The following is a 15,641-nucleotide window of genomic DNA, read 5'->3' as shown; positions in this document are numbered from 1 at the left end:
CCCTCCAGGATATGTCCCCAGGATTTCTGCCATGAACGCCTTTCTTCCCTTCAATCCCGAGCAACGCCGTGGCCTGCGGCGCTGGCTGCAGTGTGCGGCGCTGGCCGCCACCACCGCCACGCTGGCGGCCTGCGGTGGCGGCGGCGATGACGATGACAAGCAGGTTCCCGTGCCGCCGCCGACTCCGGCGCCTGCGCCCCAGGGCCTGGGCGAGCTGCTGCACGCCGAGCGCTTGGCCGGCGGCGCCAGCATCACGCCCCGCGTCATCAGCGCTGCGCTGGCGGAAGACCACAGCAAGGTGCCCGAGGTGGCGCCGCGCTACAGCGTCAGCACCTGGCGCCTGACCTATCTGACCGAGGACAAGGACGGCACGCTGGTGCGCGCCTCCGGCCTGGTGGCGCTGCCGGACAAGGGCGCGAACGCGGCCAGCCCGGTCATCGGCTACCAGCACGCCACCACCTTCCAGAACGACAACGCCCCGTCGCGCAAACTCGAGCCCGCCGAGCCGCCCATCGTGCTGGCCTCGCTGGGCTACATCGTCGTCGCGCCCGACTACGTGGGCTTCGGCGAGAGCAACGCACGCACCCACCCCTACCTGCAGGCGCACCCGACGGCGCGCGCGGTGCTGGACATGCTCACCGCCGCGCAGACCTGGCGCCGCCAGAACGCCGTGGCCGACACCGGCCAGCTGTACCTGGTGGGCTACTCCGAAGGCGGCTACGCCACCATGGCCGCGCAGCGCGAGATGGAGCGCAGCGGCCACCCCTTGCTGGCGCAGCTGCAGGCCTCGGTGCCCGGCGCCGGGCCGTACGACGTGCAGGCCACGCTGGACGGGCTGCTGCAGCGCGTCCAGGACGAGCGCCCGGAGATCGCCTGGCTGCTCAAGCCCGGCACGCTGCGCCACCTGGGCAGCAGCCTGCGCGCCGAGGTGCGTCGCCTGCTGATGCGCGCGCTGCTGCCTGGCGACGCCGACGTGGACTACGACGGCCGCTTCATCGACCTGTACCTGGCCGACCGGCAGGACGAGTTGAAGGAGTTCAGCAGCGTGCACTGGGGCTGGACGCCGACCGCGCCCGTCTATCTGTTCCACGGCCGCCAGGACCAGACCGTGCCGTTCGCCGCCGGCCTGTCGGCCTACGACACGCTGGCCGCCACGCGCGGCGCGCCGGTGTCGCTGCAGGAATGCGTGCGCACCCAGCCGTCCGGGCACCTGCAGTGCGTGCCCGAGTACTTCACCTACGCCATCGACGTGATGCAGCGCACGTCGCGCGGGTTATGACGCAGGCGGACGCCTTGCCGCCGGCGCCCGTGCCGGCTCCGATCACCTGGGACGACTTCCTGCGCGTCGAGCTGCGCGTCGGGCGCGTGCTGCGCGCCGAGGCGTTCCCCGAAGCGCGCAAGCCGGCCTACAAGCTGTGGATCGACTTCGGCCCGGAGATCGGCCAGCGCAAGTCCAGCGCCCAGATCACCGCGCACTACACCCCCGAGGAGCTGGTGGGCAAGCTGGTGCTGGCGGTGCTGAACTTCCCGCCGCGGCAGGTCGGCCCGTTCATGTCCGAATGTCTGGTGACCGGCCTGCACGATGCGCAGGGCGCCGTCACGCTGTGCGTGCCCGAGCACGCGGTGGAGCCGGGCACGCGGCTGCTGTGACGCGAGGCGCAGCGCCGGCTGGTAGGGCGGCTGCAGTACGGCATCATGGCGGCACGATCCACGCGCTGCCTGCTGCCATGTCCGCTGCCATTGCTTCTGCCGCACCCGCCCCCACCCTGGAGAGCCTGGCGCTGCGCCACCAAACGCTGGTCGCCGGCGAGCGCAACACTTTCACGCTGCGCATGCACCGCGCCCTGAGCTGGCTGCAGCGCGCGCAGCAGACGCAGCCGGGCGAGGACGACGACGTGGCCTTCATCGCCCTGTGGATCGCCTTCAACGCTGCCTACGCCCAGGACGCTGGCCAGGCGGTGGGCAGCACGTCCGAGCAGCAGCGCTTTCGCAACTTCCTGACCGAGGTCTGCCGGCTGGACGAGGACCGTGCGCTGGAGGCGCTGGTCTGGCAGGTCTTCCCCGGCCCGGTGCGCGTGCTGCTGGACAACCGCTACCTGTTCCAGCCGTTCTGGGACGCGCTGAACAACCCGCGCGCCGACGGCAGCACGCCCACCTATTGGCGCGAGTCCTTCGACGAGGCGCGCCAGCGCGTGCACCGGGCGCTGGCGCACCAGGACACCGAGCGCGTGCTCTACGAAGTCTTCGTGCGCCTCTACACCCTGCGCAACCAGCTGATGCACGGCGGCGCCACCTGGAGCAGCTCGGTCAACCGCGCCCAGGTGCGCGACGGCCGGGCGCTGCTGGCGCGCGTGCTGCCGGTGCTGCTGGACGTCATGATGCGCCACCCCGGGCAATTTCATGGCCGGCCGTTCTACCCGGTGGTGCACGACTGAAACCCGAAAGGCCTAGCACATGCAGCTCGTCACCTGGAACACGCAATGGTGCCGCGGCATGGACGGCCGCGTGGACGTGGCCCGCATCGTGCGGCACGCCCTGTCGCTGGGCGACGTGGACGTGCTGTGCCTGCAGGAGATCGCCGTCGACTTTCCGCGCCTGCCCGGCGCGCCCGGCGACCAGGAAGCCGAGGTGCGCGCGCTGCTGCCCGCCGGCTGGCAGGTCTTCTTCGGCGCGGCGGTCGATGCCTGGACCGGTGCCGGCCGCCAGCGCTTCGGCAACCTGATCGCCACACGCCTGCCGGTGCTGCAGCTGCAGCACCACCTGCTGCCATACCCGTTCGATCCGCAGGTGCGCAGCAGCATGCCGCGCCTGTGCAGCGTGCTGACGGTGGACCACGCCACGCTGGGGCCGGTGCGCGTCATGGCCACGCACCTGGAGTACTACTCGCACGCTCAGCGCATGGCCCAGGCGCGCCGCCTGCGCGCGCTGCACCTGCAGGCGTGCGCCCATGCGGCGCAGCCAGCCGCTGGCGAGGACGACGGCACGCCCTTCCAGGCCCAGGTGCACACGCCGCACGCCGTGCTGTGCGGCGACTTCAATCTGCAGGCGCACGACCCGGAATACGCCGCGCTGGCCGCGCCGCTGTCGAGCGAGGAGGCCGCCGGCTGGGCCGCCGCCGGCGCGGTGCCGCTGCACGACGCCTGGGCGCTGCGCCACCCCGGCACGCCCCAGCCGCCGACGTTTTGCCTGTACGAGCGGCGCTATGCCAAGGCGCCCATCGCCTGCGACTTCGTCTGGGTCAGCGATTCGCTGCAGGGCCGCGTGCGCGAGGTGCGGATCGACGGCCAGACGCAGGCCTCCGACCATCAGCCCGTGCTGCTGTCCCTGGGCTGACCGCCGGTGCCGTCTCCGGCGCCCGCCGCGCCATTGGCTTCGGCCGCGCCGCCGCCCTCCTCGGGCGGCAGCCACTCAGCCCAGTCCGGGCCGAACAGCTCGGCCGGGTGCTGGCTGCGCTCCGACCCGTTGCCGCACAGCATGGCGTCGGCCGCGCAGTAGCGGTCGCAGCCCCAGCAGGTGCGCTCGGGGTGGGCGGGATTGACGGGGAATTTCTTGCGGCGCGGGCCGGGTGTGGAGGCCATGCCGGGCAGTCTGGGAACATGCGCGCGGTGCGGTTTTGATGTGCATCAAGCAAGCGGGGCAGGGCGCTGCAGTGGGCTTGCGCCTACCATTGCCGGCAGCGGTTGCTGAAGCGCCCTGTTCCCGCCCATTGCCTGCCGCCGTTTTTGCCCCATGCGCCGCCTGCCGATCCTGCTGCTGCTCCTGTGCCTGCTGGCCGCACCCGCCGCCCGGGCGCTGCCGACCTTCGACGAGGTGCGCGCAGCGCACCGGCCGTCCGACGTGCAGCTGCTGTCGCGCGAGGGTGAGCCCCTGCAGCGCGTGCGCCTGGACGACAGCGTGCGCCGCGGCGACTGGCTGGCGCTGGCCGACATCTCGCCGGCATTGCGCACCGCCCTGGTGCTGAGCGAGGACCGGCGCTTCTACGCGCACAGCGGCGTGGATTGGGCGGCCGTCTCCGCCGCCGCTTGGGCCAACCTGTGGAACCGCCGCACGCGCGGCGCCAGCACCATCACCATGCAGCTGGCCGGGCTGCTCGATGACGACTGGCGTGCCGGCGCCGGCGGGCGCAGCGCGGCGCAAAAGCTCGGCCAGGCGGTGGCCGCACAGGTGCTGGACCGGCGCTGGCGCAAGGACCAGATCCTGGAGGCGTACCTGAACCTGGTGCCGCTGCGCGGCGAACTGGTGGGCATCGACGCGCTGGCGCGCACGCTGTTCGGCAAGGCCGCGCATGGCCTGGACGCGCGCGAGGCGGCCGTGGCCGCGGCGCTGGTACGCGCGCCGAATGCGCGCGCCGCCGTGGTGGCGCGCCGCGCCTGCGGCGTGCTGCGCGACATGCAGGCCGGCACGCGCGTGGACTGCGATGCGCTGGACCTGTTCACCGAAGGCGCGCTGCAGCGCCGCGGCTGGGCGCCCAGCACCGGCATCGCGCCGCATTACGCCCGCCAGTGGCTGCGCGCCGCCGGGCCGGACGCCGCGCGGCGCGGCGAGCGCACAACCTTGAGCGCGCCACTGCAGCGCGTGGCCGCCGGGCTGCTGGCGCGCCACCTGCGCGAACTGTCTGGGCGCCACGTGCAGGACGGCGCGCTGGTGGTGCTGGACAACCGCAGCGGCGAGGTGCTGGCCTGGGTCGGCTCGTCCGGCCCCTTGAGCCAGGCGGCCGAGGTGGACGCCGTGCTGGCGCCGCGCCAGCCGGGCTCGACGCTGAAGCCCTTCCTGTACGCCCAGGCGATCGCCGAGCGGCGCCTCACCGCCGCGTCGCTGGTCGAAGACTCGGCCGCGCACATCCCCACCGCCAGCGGGCTGTACGTGCCGCAGAACTACGACCGGCAGTTCAAGGGCCATGTCTCGGTGCGCACGGCGCTGGCGGCGTCACTGAACGTGCCGGCGGTGCGCACCCTGGTCATGGTCACGCCCGATGCGTTCTACGCCCAGCTGCGCGCGCTGGGGCTGCCGCTGGCGCAAGGCGCCGGCTACTACGGCTACAGCCTGGCGCTGGGCGCCAGCGAGGTGCCGCTGCTGCACCTGGCCAACGCCTACCGGGCGCTGGCCAACGGCGGGCGCTTCACGCCGGTGCGGCTGCGCGCGGCAGCCGCTGAGCGGCCGGGCAGCACCGGCGCGGGGGTCAACAGGCGCGGCACCACCGGCACGGCGCCAGCCACCAGGACGAATGCGGGCGGCGCCCAGTCCCGCATGGAGCCGGCAGCCCCGCCGCCCCGGCCCGTGCAGGCCCTGGATGCCGCCGCCGCCTTCATCGTCGGCGACATCCTCTCGGACACGAACGCGCGCGTGCGCACCTTCGGCACCGACAGCGTGCTGGGCACGCGCTTCTGGACGGCGGTGAAGACCGGCACCAGCAAGGACATGCGCGACAACTGGGCCGTGGGCTGGTCCGAGCGCTACACCGTGGCGGTGTGGGTCGGCAATGCCAGCGGCGCCGCCATGCACGACGTGAGCGGCTCCAGCGGCGCCGCGCCGGTGTGGGCCGAGCTCATGCAGTGGCTGCACCGCGACCTGCCCAGCCGCGCCCCGAAGCCGCCGGGCGGCGTGGTGCGCCAGGCGGTGCGCTTCGCCGCCGCGCAGCCCGCTGGCGACTGGCTGGAGAGCCCGCGCCAGGAATGGTTTCTGGCAGGCACGCAGCAGGCGCTGTTTGCTATGGATAAAGGAGCTGGGAGCCCGGGTGGAACAAGGGCCGGAGGCCAAAAAGACTTGAAATCTTCCACTGCCGCGGCTGCGGCGGCGCAGGCCCCCACCGCGCGCATCGCCCTGCCGGCGCCGGGCACCATCATCGCCCTCGACCCCGACATCCCGCCGGCGCACCAGCACCTGCGCCTGCTGGCGCAGGACACGCCGGCGGGGCAGGCGCTGGCCTGGCGCATCCAGGGTCAGGCGGTGGCGCAGGGCTCCGATGCCGGCTGGCTGCCGTGGCCGGGCCGGCACACGCTGGAACTGGTGGACACGCGCGGCCACGTGTTGGACAGCGTGCGCATCGAGGTGCGCGGCGCCGGCGTGCGTGCGGCCCGGCGCTGATGGCGGGCACGAGACAATTGCGTCTTCGGCGGTGCTGGCCGGCCCTGGGGCGTGCGTGGCTGCCTGGACGACCGCCGGCGCGTCTGGCGCGCCCGCGTCGGCGCTCCATGCCCGTTCGCTCCGCTGCTCCCGCATCGGCCCGCCTGAGGGCTTTTCTTCCTTGGTTCCCATGGCCCCACCACACCTTCCGGCCTCCGGCCGCGTCGCCGAGCCCCGACATGCCACCGTTCCTGGCGCTGGCCCGCACCTGCTGGCGCCGCTGGCGTTCGTGCTGATCTGGTCGTCGGGCTTCTTGGTCGGGCGCGACGTGGGGCGGCATGCCGACCCGTTCTGGTTCCTGGCGCTGCGCTTCGCGCTGGTGGCGTTGCTGTTCGCCGGCGCGGCGTGGCTGGCACGCGTGCCCTGGCCGCGCGGGGCGCGACGCATCAGCCTGCACCTGGCGGCCGGCGCCCTGATGAGCGGCCTGTACCTGGGCCCGAGCTGGTGGGCCATGGCGCAGGGCCTGGGCGCGGGCGTGATGGCGCTGATCGGCGCGCTGCAGCCGCTGTTTACCGCGCTGATCGCCGTGCTGGTGCTGCGCCAGCGCCTGCCGGGCCGCGCCTGGGCCGGGCTGGTGCTGGGCTTTGGCGGCGTGGCGCTGGTGCTGTGGCCGCGCCTGCAGGCGCAGGCCGGCCTGGACGCGCTGCCCCTGCCGGTGGTGCTGGTGGCGATCGGCTCCATCCTGTCGCTCACGGTGGGCGCGATGGTGCAGAAGCTGCCGCTGGCCGCGGGCGACCTGCGCAGCGCCAGCTGCCTGCAGAACCTGGGCGCCGTGAGCGTGCTGGCGCTGATGGCCCTGGCCGTGGGTACGCCGCGCTGGGACGGCTCGGCCATTCTGTGGGGCTACCTGGCGTACGCGGTGCTGGTGCTGTCGGTCGGCGGCGCGACGCTCCTGATCTGGCTGATGCGCCATGGCGAGGCCACGCGCACCGCCGCGCTGCTGCTGGTGGTGCCGCCGCTGTCGGCGCTGCAGGCCTGGGCGCTGCTGGGCGAGACCCTGACGCTGGCGCAGCTGGCCGGCTTTGCACTGACCATCGCCGGCGTGGCACTGGCGCGGTCGCGCTAGCAGCGGGCGAGAAGAGGGCAGTCGGCAGCTGGGCGGTGGATGGCGGTACGCCACTGGGCCGATATGAAGTGAGCGGCACCGCATGACAGGCGGCTGGCGCGAATTTTCTTCAAGCGCGGCAAAAAAGCCTCACGCCGCGCGGCGTCAGCGGGCACTACCATCGCCGGCTGGTGCCGCCTGCACCCCACTTCCGACCCTGCCCGCCCGAAAGCCCCGCCATGCCCGACCTGTCCAAGATCACCACCATCGAAGACCTGCGCCAGGTCGCCGAGCGGCGCGTGCCGCGCATGTTCTACGACTATGCCGACTCCGGTTCGTGGACCGAGACCACCTACCGCGCCAACGAAACCGATTTTTCGCCCATCCAGTTCCGCCAGCGCGTGGCGGTGAACATGGAAGGGCGCAGCTGCGCCGCGCCCATGGTCGGGCAGATGGCGCGCATGCCGGTGTCCATCGCTCCGGTCGGCCTGACCGGCATGCAGCACGCCGACGGCGAGATCCACGCCGCGCGCGCGGCGGAAAAATTCGGCATCCCGTTCACCCTGTCCACCATGAGCATCTGCTCGATCGAGGACGTGGCCACGCACACCAGCGCGCCGTTCTGGTTCCAGCTGTACATGATGCGCGACCGCGACGCCATGGCGCGCATGATCCAGCGCGCCAAGGACGCCAGGTGCAGCGCCCTGGTGCTGACGCTGGACCTGCAGGTCATCGGCCAGCGCCACAAGGACATCAAGAACGGCCTGTCCGCGCCGCCGCGGCCGACGCTGGCCAACATCGTCAATCTGATGACCAAGCCGCGCTGGTGCCTGGGGATGGCCGGCACGCAGCGGCGCACCTTTCGCAACCTGGTCGGGCACGTCAAGGGCGTGTCGGACATGAAGTCGCTCTCGGCCTGGACCAACGAGCAGTTCGACCCCAGCCTGTCGTGGGCCGACGTGGCGTGGGTCAAGGAGCAGTGGGGCGGCAAGCTGATCCTCAAGGGCATCATGGAGCCCGAGGACGCGCTGCTGGCCGTGCACCACGGCGCCGACGCCATCGTCGTCAGCAACCATGGCGGCCGGCAGCTGGACGGCGCGCCATCGTCCATTGCAGCCCTGCCGGCCATCGTGCAGGCCGTGGGCGGCCAGACCGAGGTGTGGATGGACGGCGGCATCAGGAGCGGCCAGGACGTGCTCAAGGCCTGGGCGCTGGGCGCGCGCGGCACCATGATCGGCCGCGCCATGGTCTATGGCCTGGGCGCCTACGGCGAGGCCGGCGTGACGCGCGCGCTGGAGCTGATCTACAAGGAGCTGGACGTGTCCATGGCGTTCTGCGGCCACACCAACCTGCTGGACGTGGGCCGGCACATCCTGGTGCCGGGCACCTATCCGCTGCCGCCGGCGGATCGGTGACTCCTGCTTTGATAGCTGGAAGCCCTTGATTTGCATGGGCCGGAGCCGGTTTTGACCTGAAAACCGGCGGCCTGGCGCCATCGCCGTCCGCGCCGTCCGGCGTCGCCGATGGGCGCGGCGCCGCGCCCTGCAGGGCCACTATGCTGGCCCTCCTGATGAGTACCGTTGTTCCCTCCCTGCTGCCCGGCCTGTGGGTGCCGGTGGTGCTGTTCGCCGCGCTGGCGCAGACCGTGCGCAACGCCGCGCAGCGCTCGCTGACCTCCGAGGTCGGCACGCTGGCGGCCACCCTGGCGCGCTTCCTGTTCGGCTTGCCGTTCGCCGCCGTGTTCCTGCTCGGGCTGTACCACTTGGTTCCTGGTGGCCAGCCGGCGGTGGCGCTGTCCTGGGCCTGGGCCGGCTGGATCGCGCTGGGCGCGTTCTTCCAGGTCGCGGCCACGGCGGCGCTCTTGCTGGCGATGCAGGAGCGCAACTTCGCCATCGCCGTCACCCTGTCCAAGACCGAGGTGCTGCAGGTGGCGCTGTTTTCCAGCGTCTTCCTGCACGAACTGCCGACGCCGCTGGCGCTGGTCGCCATGGCGGTGGCCACCGCGGGCGTGCTGCTGCTGTCGCTGCCGCCGCGCGGGCAGCTGCTGCAGTGGTCGGCCTGGACCAGCCCGTCGGCGCTGTACGGCCTGGCCTGTGGCGCGTGCTTCGCCATCGGCACGGTGGGCTTTCGCGGCGCGGCGCTGGCGCTGGGCGACGCGCCGCCGTGGCTGTCCGGCGCCTGGGGCGTGCTGCTGGCGCAAACGCTGCAGAGCATCGGCCTGGGGGCCTGGATCGCCTGGCGCGCGCCGGCGGCGCTGGTGCGGCTGGCGCGCAGCTGGCGCGTGTCGCTGCTGGCCGGCAGCATGGGCGCGGCCGCGTCGCTGGCCTGGTTCACGGCCTACGCCATGCAGGACGCGGCGCCGGTGCGCACCCTGGGCATGGTCGAGGTGGCCTTCAGCTGGCTGGTGTCGCGCCGGCTGGGCGAGGGCTTCACGCGGGTGGAGAAGATCGGCATGTCGGTGATGCTCGCCGGCCTGGTGCTGATCTGCCTGCAGGGGGTTTGAGCGGCGCGCCACAATGCGCCTCCCGTGACTGATACCGCTGCCGCCTGCGCGCTTCCCCGCCGCATCGCCCACCTCGACATGGACGCGTTCTACGCCTCCGTCGAGCTGCTGCGCTACCCGCAGCTGGCCGGGCTGCCCATGGTCATCGGCGGCGGGCGCAGCGCGCAGGACGAGCAACTGGCGGCCGAGTACGCCGGCCGGCTGCACGCCATCCCGCTGACCGCCTTCCCGCGGCTGGCGGACTACCGCGGCCGCGGCGTCATCACCACCGCCACCTACCCGGCGCGCGCCTTCGGCCTGGGGTCCGCCATGGGGCTGATGAAGAACGCCCACCTGTGCCCGGACGCCATCCGCCTGCCGGTGGACTTCACCGAGTACCGGCGCTTCTCGCGCGCGTTCAAGGCCGTGATCCTGGCGCATGCACCGGTCATGGAGGACCGCGGCGTGGACGAGGTGTACATCGACTTCACCCATGCCCCCGGCGGGCAGGAGGACGGCGGGCGGGCGCTGGCGCGCACGCTGCAGCAGGGCATCCACGCCGCCACGGGCCTGACCTGCTCCATCGGCGTGGCGCCCAACAAGCTGCTGGCCAAGCTGGCCAGCGAGTTCGACAAGCCCCGCGGCATCGCCATCGTGCAGGCCGAGGATGTGCAGACCCGCATCTGGCCGCTGCCATGCCGCAAGGTCAACGGCATCGGCCCCAAGGCCGACGCGAAGCTGCAGGGCCATGGCATCCGCACCATCGGCGAGCTGGCCGCGCGCGAGCGTGACTGGCTGCAGGCGCACTTCGGCCGGGCCTACGGCGCCTGGCTGCACGACGCCGCCTGGGGGCGCGACGAGCGCCCGGTGGTCACCGAGAGCGAGCCGGTGTCGATGAGCCGCGAGACCACGTTCGAGCGCGACCTGCACGCCGTGCGCGACCGCGCCGAGCTGTCGCGCATCTTCACCGCGCTGTGCCAGCAGGTGGCCGCCGACTTGGCTGCCAAAGGCTACGCCGGCAAGACCATCGGCATCAAGCTGCGCTACGACGACTTCCGCATCGCCACGCGCGACCACACCACGCTGCAGCACACGCAGGACGCCGCCACCATCCGCCGCCTGGCCGGCCTGTGCCTGAAGCGCGTGCCGCTGGAGCAGCCGCTGCGCCTGCTGGGCGTGCGCGTGGGCTCGCTGGTGCGCGCCGATGCGGTGCAGTCCAACGCCGCGCGCGCCCCGGTCATTGCCGAGCTGTTCTGACGGCTGACGGTCGAGCTGCGCGGCCCTGCCTTTCAGCCGAAGCGAAAGGCCGAAACGTCCACCGTCAGCAGCCGCTCGGCGTACACCCGCGTGGCCGCGTCGTCGCCCGCGGCGCCCAGTGCTACATGCAGCGGCAGCAGGTGCTCCTCGGCGCCCGGCGGGTGCGCCAGGCGCCCGGCCGGGCCGCTGGCGCGCTCCCAGTCAGCCAGCGCGGCCCAGCGCTCGGCCGCGGGCAGGCTGAGCGCCTGCAGCAGCCACTGGTCAAAGGCCTCGGCCACGCCGGTCCAGTACGCGCTGCCATGGCCGTGCATGTTGTGGTAGCTCATGCCGCTGCCGATGATCAGCACGTTGTCGTCGCGCAGCGGCGCCAGTGCCCGCCCCAGGCGCAGGTGCGCGTCGGCATCCAGGCTGGACAGCAGCGACAGCGGCAGCACCGGAATGTCGGCCTGCGGGAAGGCCAGCATCAGCGGGATGAACACGCCGTGGTCCAGGCCGCGCTCGGTGTCCAGCACCGCTTCGAACCCGGCGCCCGCCAGCAGTTCGTGCATCTGCCGCGCCAACTGCGGCGCGCCCGGCGCCGGGTACGTGAGCGCGTAGGTGTGCGGCGGAAAGCCGTGGTAGTCGTACAGCAGCCCGGGGGCGGCCTGGGCGCCGATGCACGGCTGCGGCGCGCGCCAGTGCGCGCTGGCCACCACGATGGCGCGCGGGCGCGTCGGCAGCAGATCCGGGAGGGAGCGCAGGAAGGCGGCCATGGCATCCCAGGCGCGCGGCGGGTTCCAGTCCATGAAGAAGCAGGGGCCCGCGCCGTGCGGGATGAACAGCGTGGGCTGGCGGGTGGGTGAAGCGGTGGAGGCGGCCATGGAATCTGTCAGCGAAGGCAGGAGCAGTGGAGAAGGTCCCGGCGCGCGCCTACACGAGGGCGCGCTGCGGGTGGGTAATTTTTTCGTCCCGGCCGTTCGCGGCCTGGATGCGCAGCCGGCACGCTGCCCGGACACGGGCAGTGCCCCGGTTCTTCTCTGGACCCTGGGGACAAGACCATGGCAGCACTATCCCGGCACTATGCCCTGATCACGGGCGGCACCGAAGGCATCGGCCACGAGCTGGCCCGGCTTTTCGCGCAGGACGGCTACGGCCTCATCCTGGTGGCGCGCACCGACAGCGCCCTGCAGCAGCGCGCGCAGGAGCTGTCCGCGCAGTACGGCGTCGATGTGGTGCCCATCGCCTGCGACCTCATGCAGCCCGGCGCGGCCGCTGCGCTGTACGACGATGTGCAGGCGCGCAGCCTCACGGTGGAGGTGCTGGTCAACGACGCGGGCCAGGGCCAGTTCGGCCTGTTCGTCGAGCAGGACCTGCAGCGGCTGCTGGACATCGTCCAGCTCAACGTCGCCAGCGTCACGGCGCTCACGCACCTTTTCCTCAAGGACATGGTGGCGCGCAACCAGGGCAAGGTGCTGCAGCTGGCCTCCGTCGCCTCGGAGGCGCCGGGCCCCTGGCAGGCCGTCTACCATGCCACCAAGGCCTACGTGCTGCAGCTGAGCGAGGCACTGGCCAACGAACTCAAGGACACCCACGTGACCGTCACGGCGCTGCAGCCCGGTGCCACCGACACCGATTTCTTCCGCAAGGCGGGCATGCTGGACTCGCGCATCCTGGACAGCAAGCTGGCCGACCCCGCCCAGGTGGCCAGGGACGGCCACGACGCGCTCCTGTCCGGCGACGCCAAGGTTGTCTCGGGCCTGAAGAACAAGGTCATGGTGGCCATGAGCAACGTCCTGCCCGACAGCCTCGTCGCTGAGCAGATCAACCGCCAGCAAAAGCCCCGGGACGGGGCCGAGTGACGCGGCGCGCGGTCGGCTACTGGCGCGCCGTGCGCACGTTGGCCGGCAGCGGCCCCGGGTGGCTGGTGCGAAAGGGGTTGATGTCCAGTCCGCCGCGGCGCGTGTAGCGGGCGTACACGGCCAGCTTGATCGGGCGGCAGCGCGTCCAGATGTCCATGAAGATGCGCTCCACGCACTGCTCGTGGAATTCGTTGTGGTTGCGAAAGCTCACCAGGTAGCGCAGCAGCCCGGCCTGGTCGATCTGCGCGCCGCTGTAGGCGATCTGCACGCTGCCCCAGTCGGGCTGGCCGGTCACCAGGCAATTGCTCTTCAGCAGGTGGCTGACCAACGTCTCGGTCACCGGCGCTTCCGTGTGGTCGGCTTCCAGCAGCTCGGGCGCCGGCTGGTAGTGCGTGCAGTCCAGGTCGAGGCGGTCGAGCAGCAGGCCGTCCAGCTCCTGCACCTGCTGCGCGTCGAACTGCTCGGGCGCCAGCAGGCGCACGCCCACCCCGCCGCTCTGGCCGCTGCCGCGCCAGACGGCCTCGCCCAGGTCGGCGCGCAGGCGCGCGCGCACTTCATCGGCGCTGACAAAGCGCGTGTTGTTGAAGCTGTTCAGGTACAGCTTGAGCGACTTGCTCTCGATCAGCTGCGGCGTCTCGCACGGCACCGTGAGGTGGGCGATGGCCACCTGCGGCTTGCCGCGCTCGTTCAGCCACGACAGTTCGTAGGCGCTCCACAGGTCGGCGCCGAAGAACGGCGCGGCGCCGGCGATGCCGATCTCCAGGCGTTTGGGCGCGCGCGGCAGCGGGAACAGCAGGCCGGCGTCGTACTGGTCCACGTACGCCGAGCGCTGGCCCAGTTGCGATTGTTCGGGGGTGTGCATGGGGGCGGCTCCAGAAGAAATGCGTCAGCGGCGCAGCACGCTGCGATGGAAGAACACGGCCAGCGCGGCGAACGCCGCCAGGCCCAGCCACGGCGCGACCGTGAAGCCTTCGCCCACCAGCGCCAGCGGCGCATCCTGCCCGCTCAGGCCGATCACGGCGGCCAGCAGCAGGCCCATCAGGCTCTCGCCGACGATCAGGCCCGAGGCCAGCAGCAGCCCGCGCTCCTCAGCGGCCGCCACCCAGTCCGCGCCGCCGCGCTGCGCCCAGGCGCGCACGCCGCGCTGCACCAGCCAGCCCAGCGCCGCGCCCACGGCCAGGGTCACGCCGATGGTCGGCGGCAGGTAGATGCCCAGGCCCACGGCCAGCGGCGGCAGCGCGCCGCGTCCGCTGCGGCGCAGCGCCGCGTCGGCGGCAATGGCCGCCACGCCCACGGCCACGCCCAGGCCGAGCATGGTCCAGTCCAGCGAGCGGTTGAAGATGCCGCTGGCGATCTGCTGCATCAGCGTCGCCTGGGGCGCGGCCAGCGCCTGGTGCGGGTCCATGCCCTCGCGCGGCAGCGCGCCGGCGAAGCCGTAGGCGTGGTAGAGCAGGTCCAGCACGGGCGGGATAACGGCCGCGCCCACCAGGCAGCCGATGATCAGCACCACCTGCTGGCGCCAGGGCGTGGCGCCCACCAGGTAGCCGGTCTTCAGGTCCTGCAGGTTGTCGTTGGAAATGGCGGCCATCGCCAGGATGACCGAAACCATGAACAGCACCAGCGCCACGCCCAGCCGTCCGGTCACGCCGGCGGCGAATGCCGGCACCAGCTGGCCCAGAACGAGCAGCACCAGGCCCATCAGGATGGTGGCGATGATGCCGATGCCGGAAATGGGACTGGCCGACGAGCCCACCAGCCCGGCCATGTAACCGCAGGCGGCGGCCACCAGAAAGCCGAACACCGCGGCGAACAGCACGCACAGCGCGGCCAGCGCCCAGCGCGCGCCGGCGGACAGATCGCCCAGGTACTGGCCGATGAAGTCGTTGGTGACTGCCCACAGCACGGCCAGCGCCGCCGCGCCGATGGCCAGCATCCAGCTGCGCGGCATGTCGCGGTCGGTTTCGTCCTGCGCTGTGGCGGCGCTGGCCGCGCCCGGCGCGCGCGCCGGCTGGCGCGCGATGGCGCGCACGATCGGGCCGATCAGGGTGCCCACGGTCCACAGCGCGGCCACGGCGATCACGCCCGCGCCCAGGAAGCGCGCCTTGCCGGCCCACAGTTGCATCGCCAGCGCGCTGATGGCCTGGCCGTCGGCGGCCGTGGCCTGGGCCGTCAACCACGGCACCACCACGCCCCAGCACAGCACCACGCCCAGCAGCGTCGCCGCGCCCGCGGCCGCCCCCATCAGGTAGCCGGCGGCCAGCAGGGCGGGCGAGAAGCCCGCGGCGACGCGAAACGCCACGCCACCGGCCGGAATCCAGAAGTTCACCGCGTCGCCCAGCACGCGCAGGCCGCCGCTCAGGAAACTGAACAGCGCCGCCAGAGCGGCGCCCCAGCCCAGGCTGCGCAGGCCGTCGCCGCGCGGCTGGCCATCACCTTTGTGGCGCTGCGCCTCGCCCACGCGCAGCACCTCGGCGGCGGCCACGCCCTCGGGGTAGGGCAGGGTGGACTGCACCACCATCACCCGGCGCAGCGGCACGGTGTAGAGCACGCCCAGCGTGCCGCCGGCGGCGCACACCAATGCCGTCTGCCAGAACGGAAAACCGGTCCACAGCCCGAGCATCAACAGCGCCGGCAGCACGAAGATCACCGACGACAGCGTGCCCGCCGCCGAGGCCTGGGTCTGCACCAGGTTGTTTTCCAGGATGTTGGAGTCCTGGAAGCGGTACAGCAGCGCCATCGAGATCACCGCCGCCGGAATGGCCGAGGCAAAGGTCAGGCCGACTTTCAGGCCCAGGTAGACGTTGGCAGCGGTGAAGGCCAGGGTGATGAGGGCGCCGAGGAGGACGCCGCGCAGGGTGAATTCGCGCGGGGAGGAGGTCATGGAAGGATGGCTGCC

The 15,641-nt window shown here is 72.4% G+C and carries 14 protein-coding genes; 10 read left to right on the top strand and 4 right to left on the bottom strand.

Annotated elements, in window-relative coordinates; all coding sequences use genetic code 11:
* Positions 1-31: 31 nt before the first annotated feature.
* The 4 genes from BLQ61_RS11560 to BLQ61_RS11545 all read left to right on the top strand — a co-directional run bounded on the left by BLQ61_RS11560 (position 32) and on the right by BLQ61_RS11545 (position 3,333).
* Positions 32-1,279, top strand: coding sequence for an alpha/beta hydrolase family protein (locus BLQ61_RS11560; RefSeq protein ID WP_091570277.1), 1,248 nt, complete (start codon positions 32-34; stop codon positions 1,277-1,279).
* Positions 1,276-1,650 carry a tRNA-binding protein gene (locus tag BLQ61_RS11555; protein WP_091570274.1) on the top strand — a complete coding sequence of 125 codons (375 nt, stop codon included), beginning with the start codon at positions 1,276-1,278 and terminating at the stop codon, positions 1,648-1,650. Before BLQ61_RS11560 ends, BLQ61_RS11555 begins: the two co-directional genes overlap by 4 nt.
* Before the next feature lie 77 nt (positions 1,651-1,727).
* Positions 1,728-2,435 (top strand): HEPN domain-containing protein, encoded by a 708-nt coding sequence (locus tag BLQ61_RS11550; protein WP_175488275.1) that lies wholly within the window; start codon positions 1,728-1,730, stop codon positions 2,433-2,435.
* A gap of 19 nt (positions 2,436-2,454) precedes the next feature.
* Positions 2,455-3,333, top strand: coding sequence for an endonuclease/exonuclease/phosphatase family protein (locus tag BLQ61_RS11545; protein WP_091570272.1), 879 nt, complete (start codon positions 2,455-2,457; stop codon positions 3,331-3,333).
* Here the strand turns inward: BLQ61_RS11545 and BLQ61_RS17610 are convergent.
* The gene (locus tag BLQ61_RS17610) at positions 3,306-3,578 is read right to left on the bottom strand and encodes a DUF3079 domain-containing protein (protein ID WP_245704002.1); all 273 of its coding nucleotides are present in this window, start codon (positions 3,576-3,578) and stop codon (positions 3,306-3,308) included. The genes BLQ61_RS11545 and BLQ61_RS17610 overlap by 28 nt on opposite strands.
* A gap of 151 nt (positions 3,579-3,729) precedes the next feature.
* On the opposite strand from BLQ61_RS17610, the gene pbpC reads away from it, so the two are divergent.
* From pbpC to BLQ61_RS11515, 5 genes are all read left to right on the top strand, one after another.
* Positions 3,730-6,084 (top strand): penicillin-binding protein 1C, encoded by a 2,355-nt coding sequence (gene pbpC / locus BLQ61_RS11535; RefSeq protein ID WP_091570269.1) that lies wholly within the window; start codon positions 3,730-3,732, stop codon positions 6,082-6,084.
* 169 nt (positions 6,085-6,253) lie between these two features.
* Positions 6,254-7,189: a DMT family transporter gene (locus BLQ61_RS11530; protein WP_091570268.1), complete on the top strand. Its 936-nt coding sequence runs from the start codon at positions 6,254-6,256 to the stop codon at positions 7,187-7,189.
* A gap of 218 nt (positions 7,190-7,407) precedes the next feature.
* Positions 7,408-8,583 (top strand): alpha-hydroxy acid oxidase, encoded by a 1,176-nt coding sequence (locus BLQ61_RS11525; RefSeq protein ID WP_091570265.1) that lies wholly within the window; start codon positions 7,408-7,410, stop codon positions 8,581-8,583.
* Between the two features lie 155 nt (positions 8,584-8,738).
* Positions 8,739-9,671: a DMT family transporter gene (locus tag BLQ61_RS11520; RefSeq protein ID WP_091570567.1), complete on the top strand. Its 933-nt coding sequence runs from the start codon at positions 8,739-8,741 to the stop codon at positions 9,669-9,671.
* Between the two features lie 78 nt (positions 9,672-9,749).
* Entirely contained in the window at positions 9,750-10,907 is a 1,158-nt protein-coding gene (locus BLQ61_RS11515) for a Y-family DNA polymerase (protein ID WP_091570263.1), read from the top strand.
* A gap of 32 nt (positions 10,908-10,939) precedes the next feature.
* On the opposite strand, the gene BLQ61_RS11510 is transcribed toward BLQ61_RS11515, so the two are convergent.
* On the bottom strand, positions 10,940-11,767 hold the full coding sequence (locus BLQ61_RS11510) for a DODA-type extradiol aromatic ring-opening family dioxygenase (protein WP_091570260.1): 828 nt from the start codon (positions 11,765-11,767) through the stop codon (positions 10,940-10,942).
* A 177-nt stretch (positions 11,768-11,944) separates the two neighbouring features.
* Here BLQ61_RS11510 and BLQ61_RS11505 point away from each other — a divergent pair, with 177 nt between their 5' ends.
* Complete coding sequence (locus BLQ61_RS11505; RefSeq protein WP_091570258.1) at positions 11,945-12,745, top strand: SDR family NAD(P)-dependent oxidoreductase; 801 nt, start codon at positions 11,945-11,947, stop codon at positions 12,743-12,745.
* A gap of 16 nt (positions 12,746-12,761) precedes the next feature.
* Here BLQ61_RS11505 and queF read toward each other — a convergent pair whose 3' ends face one another.
* Both queF and BLQ61_RS11495 read right to left on the bottom strand, forming a co-directional pair.
* Positions 12,762-13,607, bottom strand: coding sequence for an NADPH-dependent 7-cyano-7-deazaguanine reductase QueF (queF, locus tag BLQ61_RS11500; RefSeq protein ID WP_091570254.1), 846 nt, complete (start codon positions 13,605-13,607; stop codon positions 12,762-12,764).
* A 24-nt stretch (positions 13,608-13,631) separates the two neighbouring features.
* Complete coding sequence (locus tag BLQ61_RS11495; protein ID WP_091570251.1) at positions 13,632-15,626, bottom strand: OPT family oligopeptide transporter; 1,995 nt, start codon at positions 15,624-15,626, stop codon at positions 13,632-13,634.
* Positions 15,627-15,641 lie beyond the last annotated feature (15 nt).

This window comes from Oryzisolibacter propanilivorax (assembly GCF_900103645.1).
GTDB lineage: Bacteria > Pseudomonadota > Gammaproteobacteria > Burkholderiales > Burkholderiaceae_C > Melaminivora > Melaminivora propanilivorax.
The sequence above is the reverse complement of the archived record's forward strand: the minus strand, read 5'-3'. Positions and strand labels throughout refer to the sequence as shown.

What these genes read in the sequence shown, in the direction of transcription:
- BLQ61_RS11510 (WP_091570260.1), bottom strand. Translation starts at nt 11,767, where the DNA reads ATGGCCGCCTCCACCGCTTCACCCACCCGCCAGCCCACGCTGTTCATC.
- BLQ61_RS11525 (WP_091570265.1), top strand. Translation starts at nt 7,408, where the DNA reads ATGCCCGACCTGTCCAAGATCACCACCATCGAAGACCTGCGCCAGGTC.
- BLQ61_RS11520 (WP_091570567.1), top strand. Translation starts at nt 8,739, where the DNA reads ATGAGTACCGTTGTTCCCTCCCTGCTGCCCGGCCTGTGGGTGCCGGTG.
- pbpC (WP_091570269.1), top strand. Translation starts at nt 3,730, where the DNA reads ATGCGCCGCCTGCCGATCCTGCTGCTGCTCCTGTGCCTGCTGGCCGCA.
- BLQ61_RS11545 (WP_091570272.1), top strand. Translation starts at nt 2,455, where the DNA reads ATGCAGCTCGTCACCTGGAACACGCAATGGTGCCGCGGCATGGACGGC.
- queF (WP_091570254.1), bottom strand. Translation starts at nt 13,607, where the DNA reads ATGCACACCCCCGAACAATCGCAACTGGGCCAGCGCTCGGCGTACGTG.
- BLQ61_RS11505 (WP_091570258.1), top strand. Translation starts at nt 11,945, where the DNA reads ATGGCAGCACTATCCCGGCACTATGCCCTGATCACGGGCGGCACCGAA.
- BLQ61_RS11515 (WP_091570263.1), top strand. Translation starts at nt 9,750, where the DNA reads ATGGACGCGTTCTACGCCTCCGTCGAGCTGCTGCGCTACCCGCAGCTG.
- BLQ61_RS11560 (WP_091570277.1), top strand. Translation starts at nt 32, where the DNA reads ATGAACGCCTTTCTTCCCTTCAATCCCGAGCAACGCCGTGGCCTGCGG.
- BLQ61_RS11530 (WP_091570268.1), top strand. Translation starts at nt 6,254, where the DNA reads ATGGCCCCACCACACCTTCCGGCCTCCGGCCGCGTCGCCGAGCCCCGA.
- BLQ61_RS17610 (WP_245704002.1), bottom strand. Translation starts at nt 3,578, where the DNA reads ATGGCCTCCACACCCGGCCCGCGCCGCAAGAAATTCCCCGTCAATCCC.
- BLQ61_RS11495 (WP_091570251.1), bottom strand. Translation starts at nt 15,626, where the DNA reads ATGACCTCCTCCCCGCGCGAATTCACCCTGCGCGGCGTCCTCCTCGGC.
- BLQ61_RS11550 (WP_175488275.1), top strand. Translation starts at nt 1,728, where the DNA reads ATGTCCGCTGCCATTGCTTCTGCCGCACCCGCCCCCACCCTGGAGAGC.
- BLQ61_RS11555 (WP_091570274.1), top strand. Translation starts at nt 1,276, where the DNA reads ATGACGCAGGCGGACGCCTTGCCGCCGGCGCCCGTGCCGGCTCCGATC.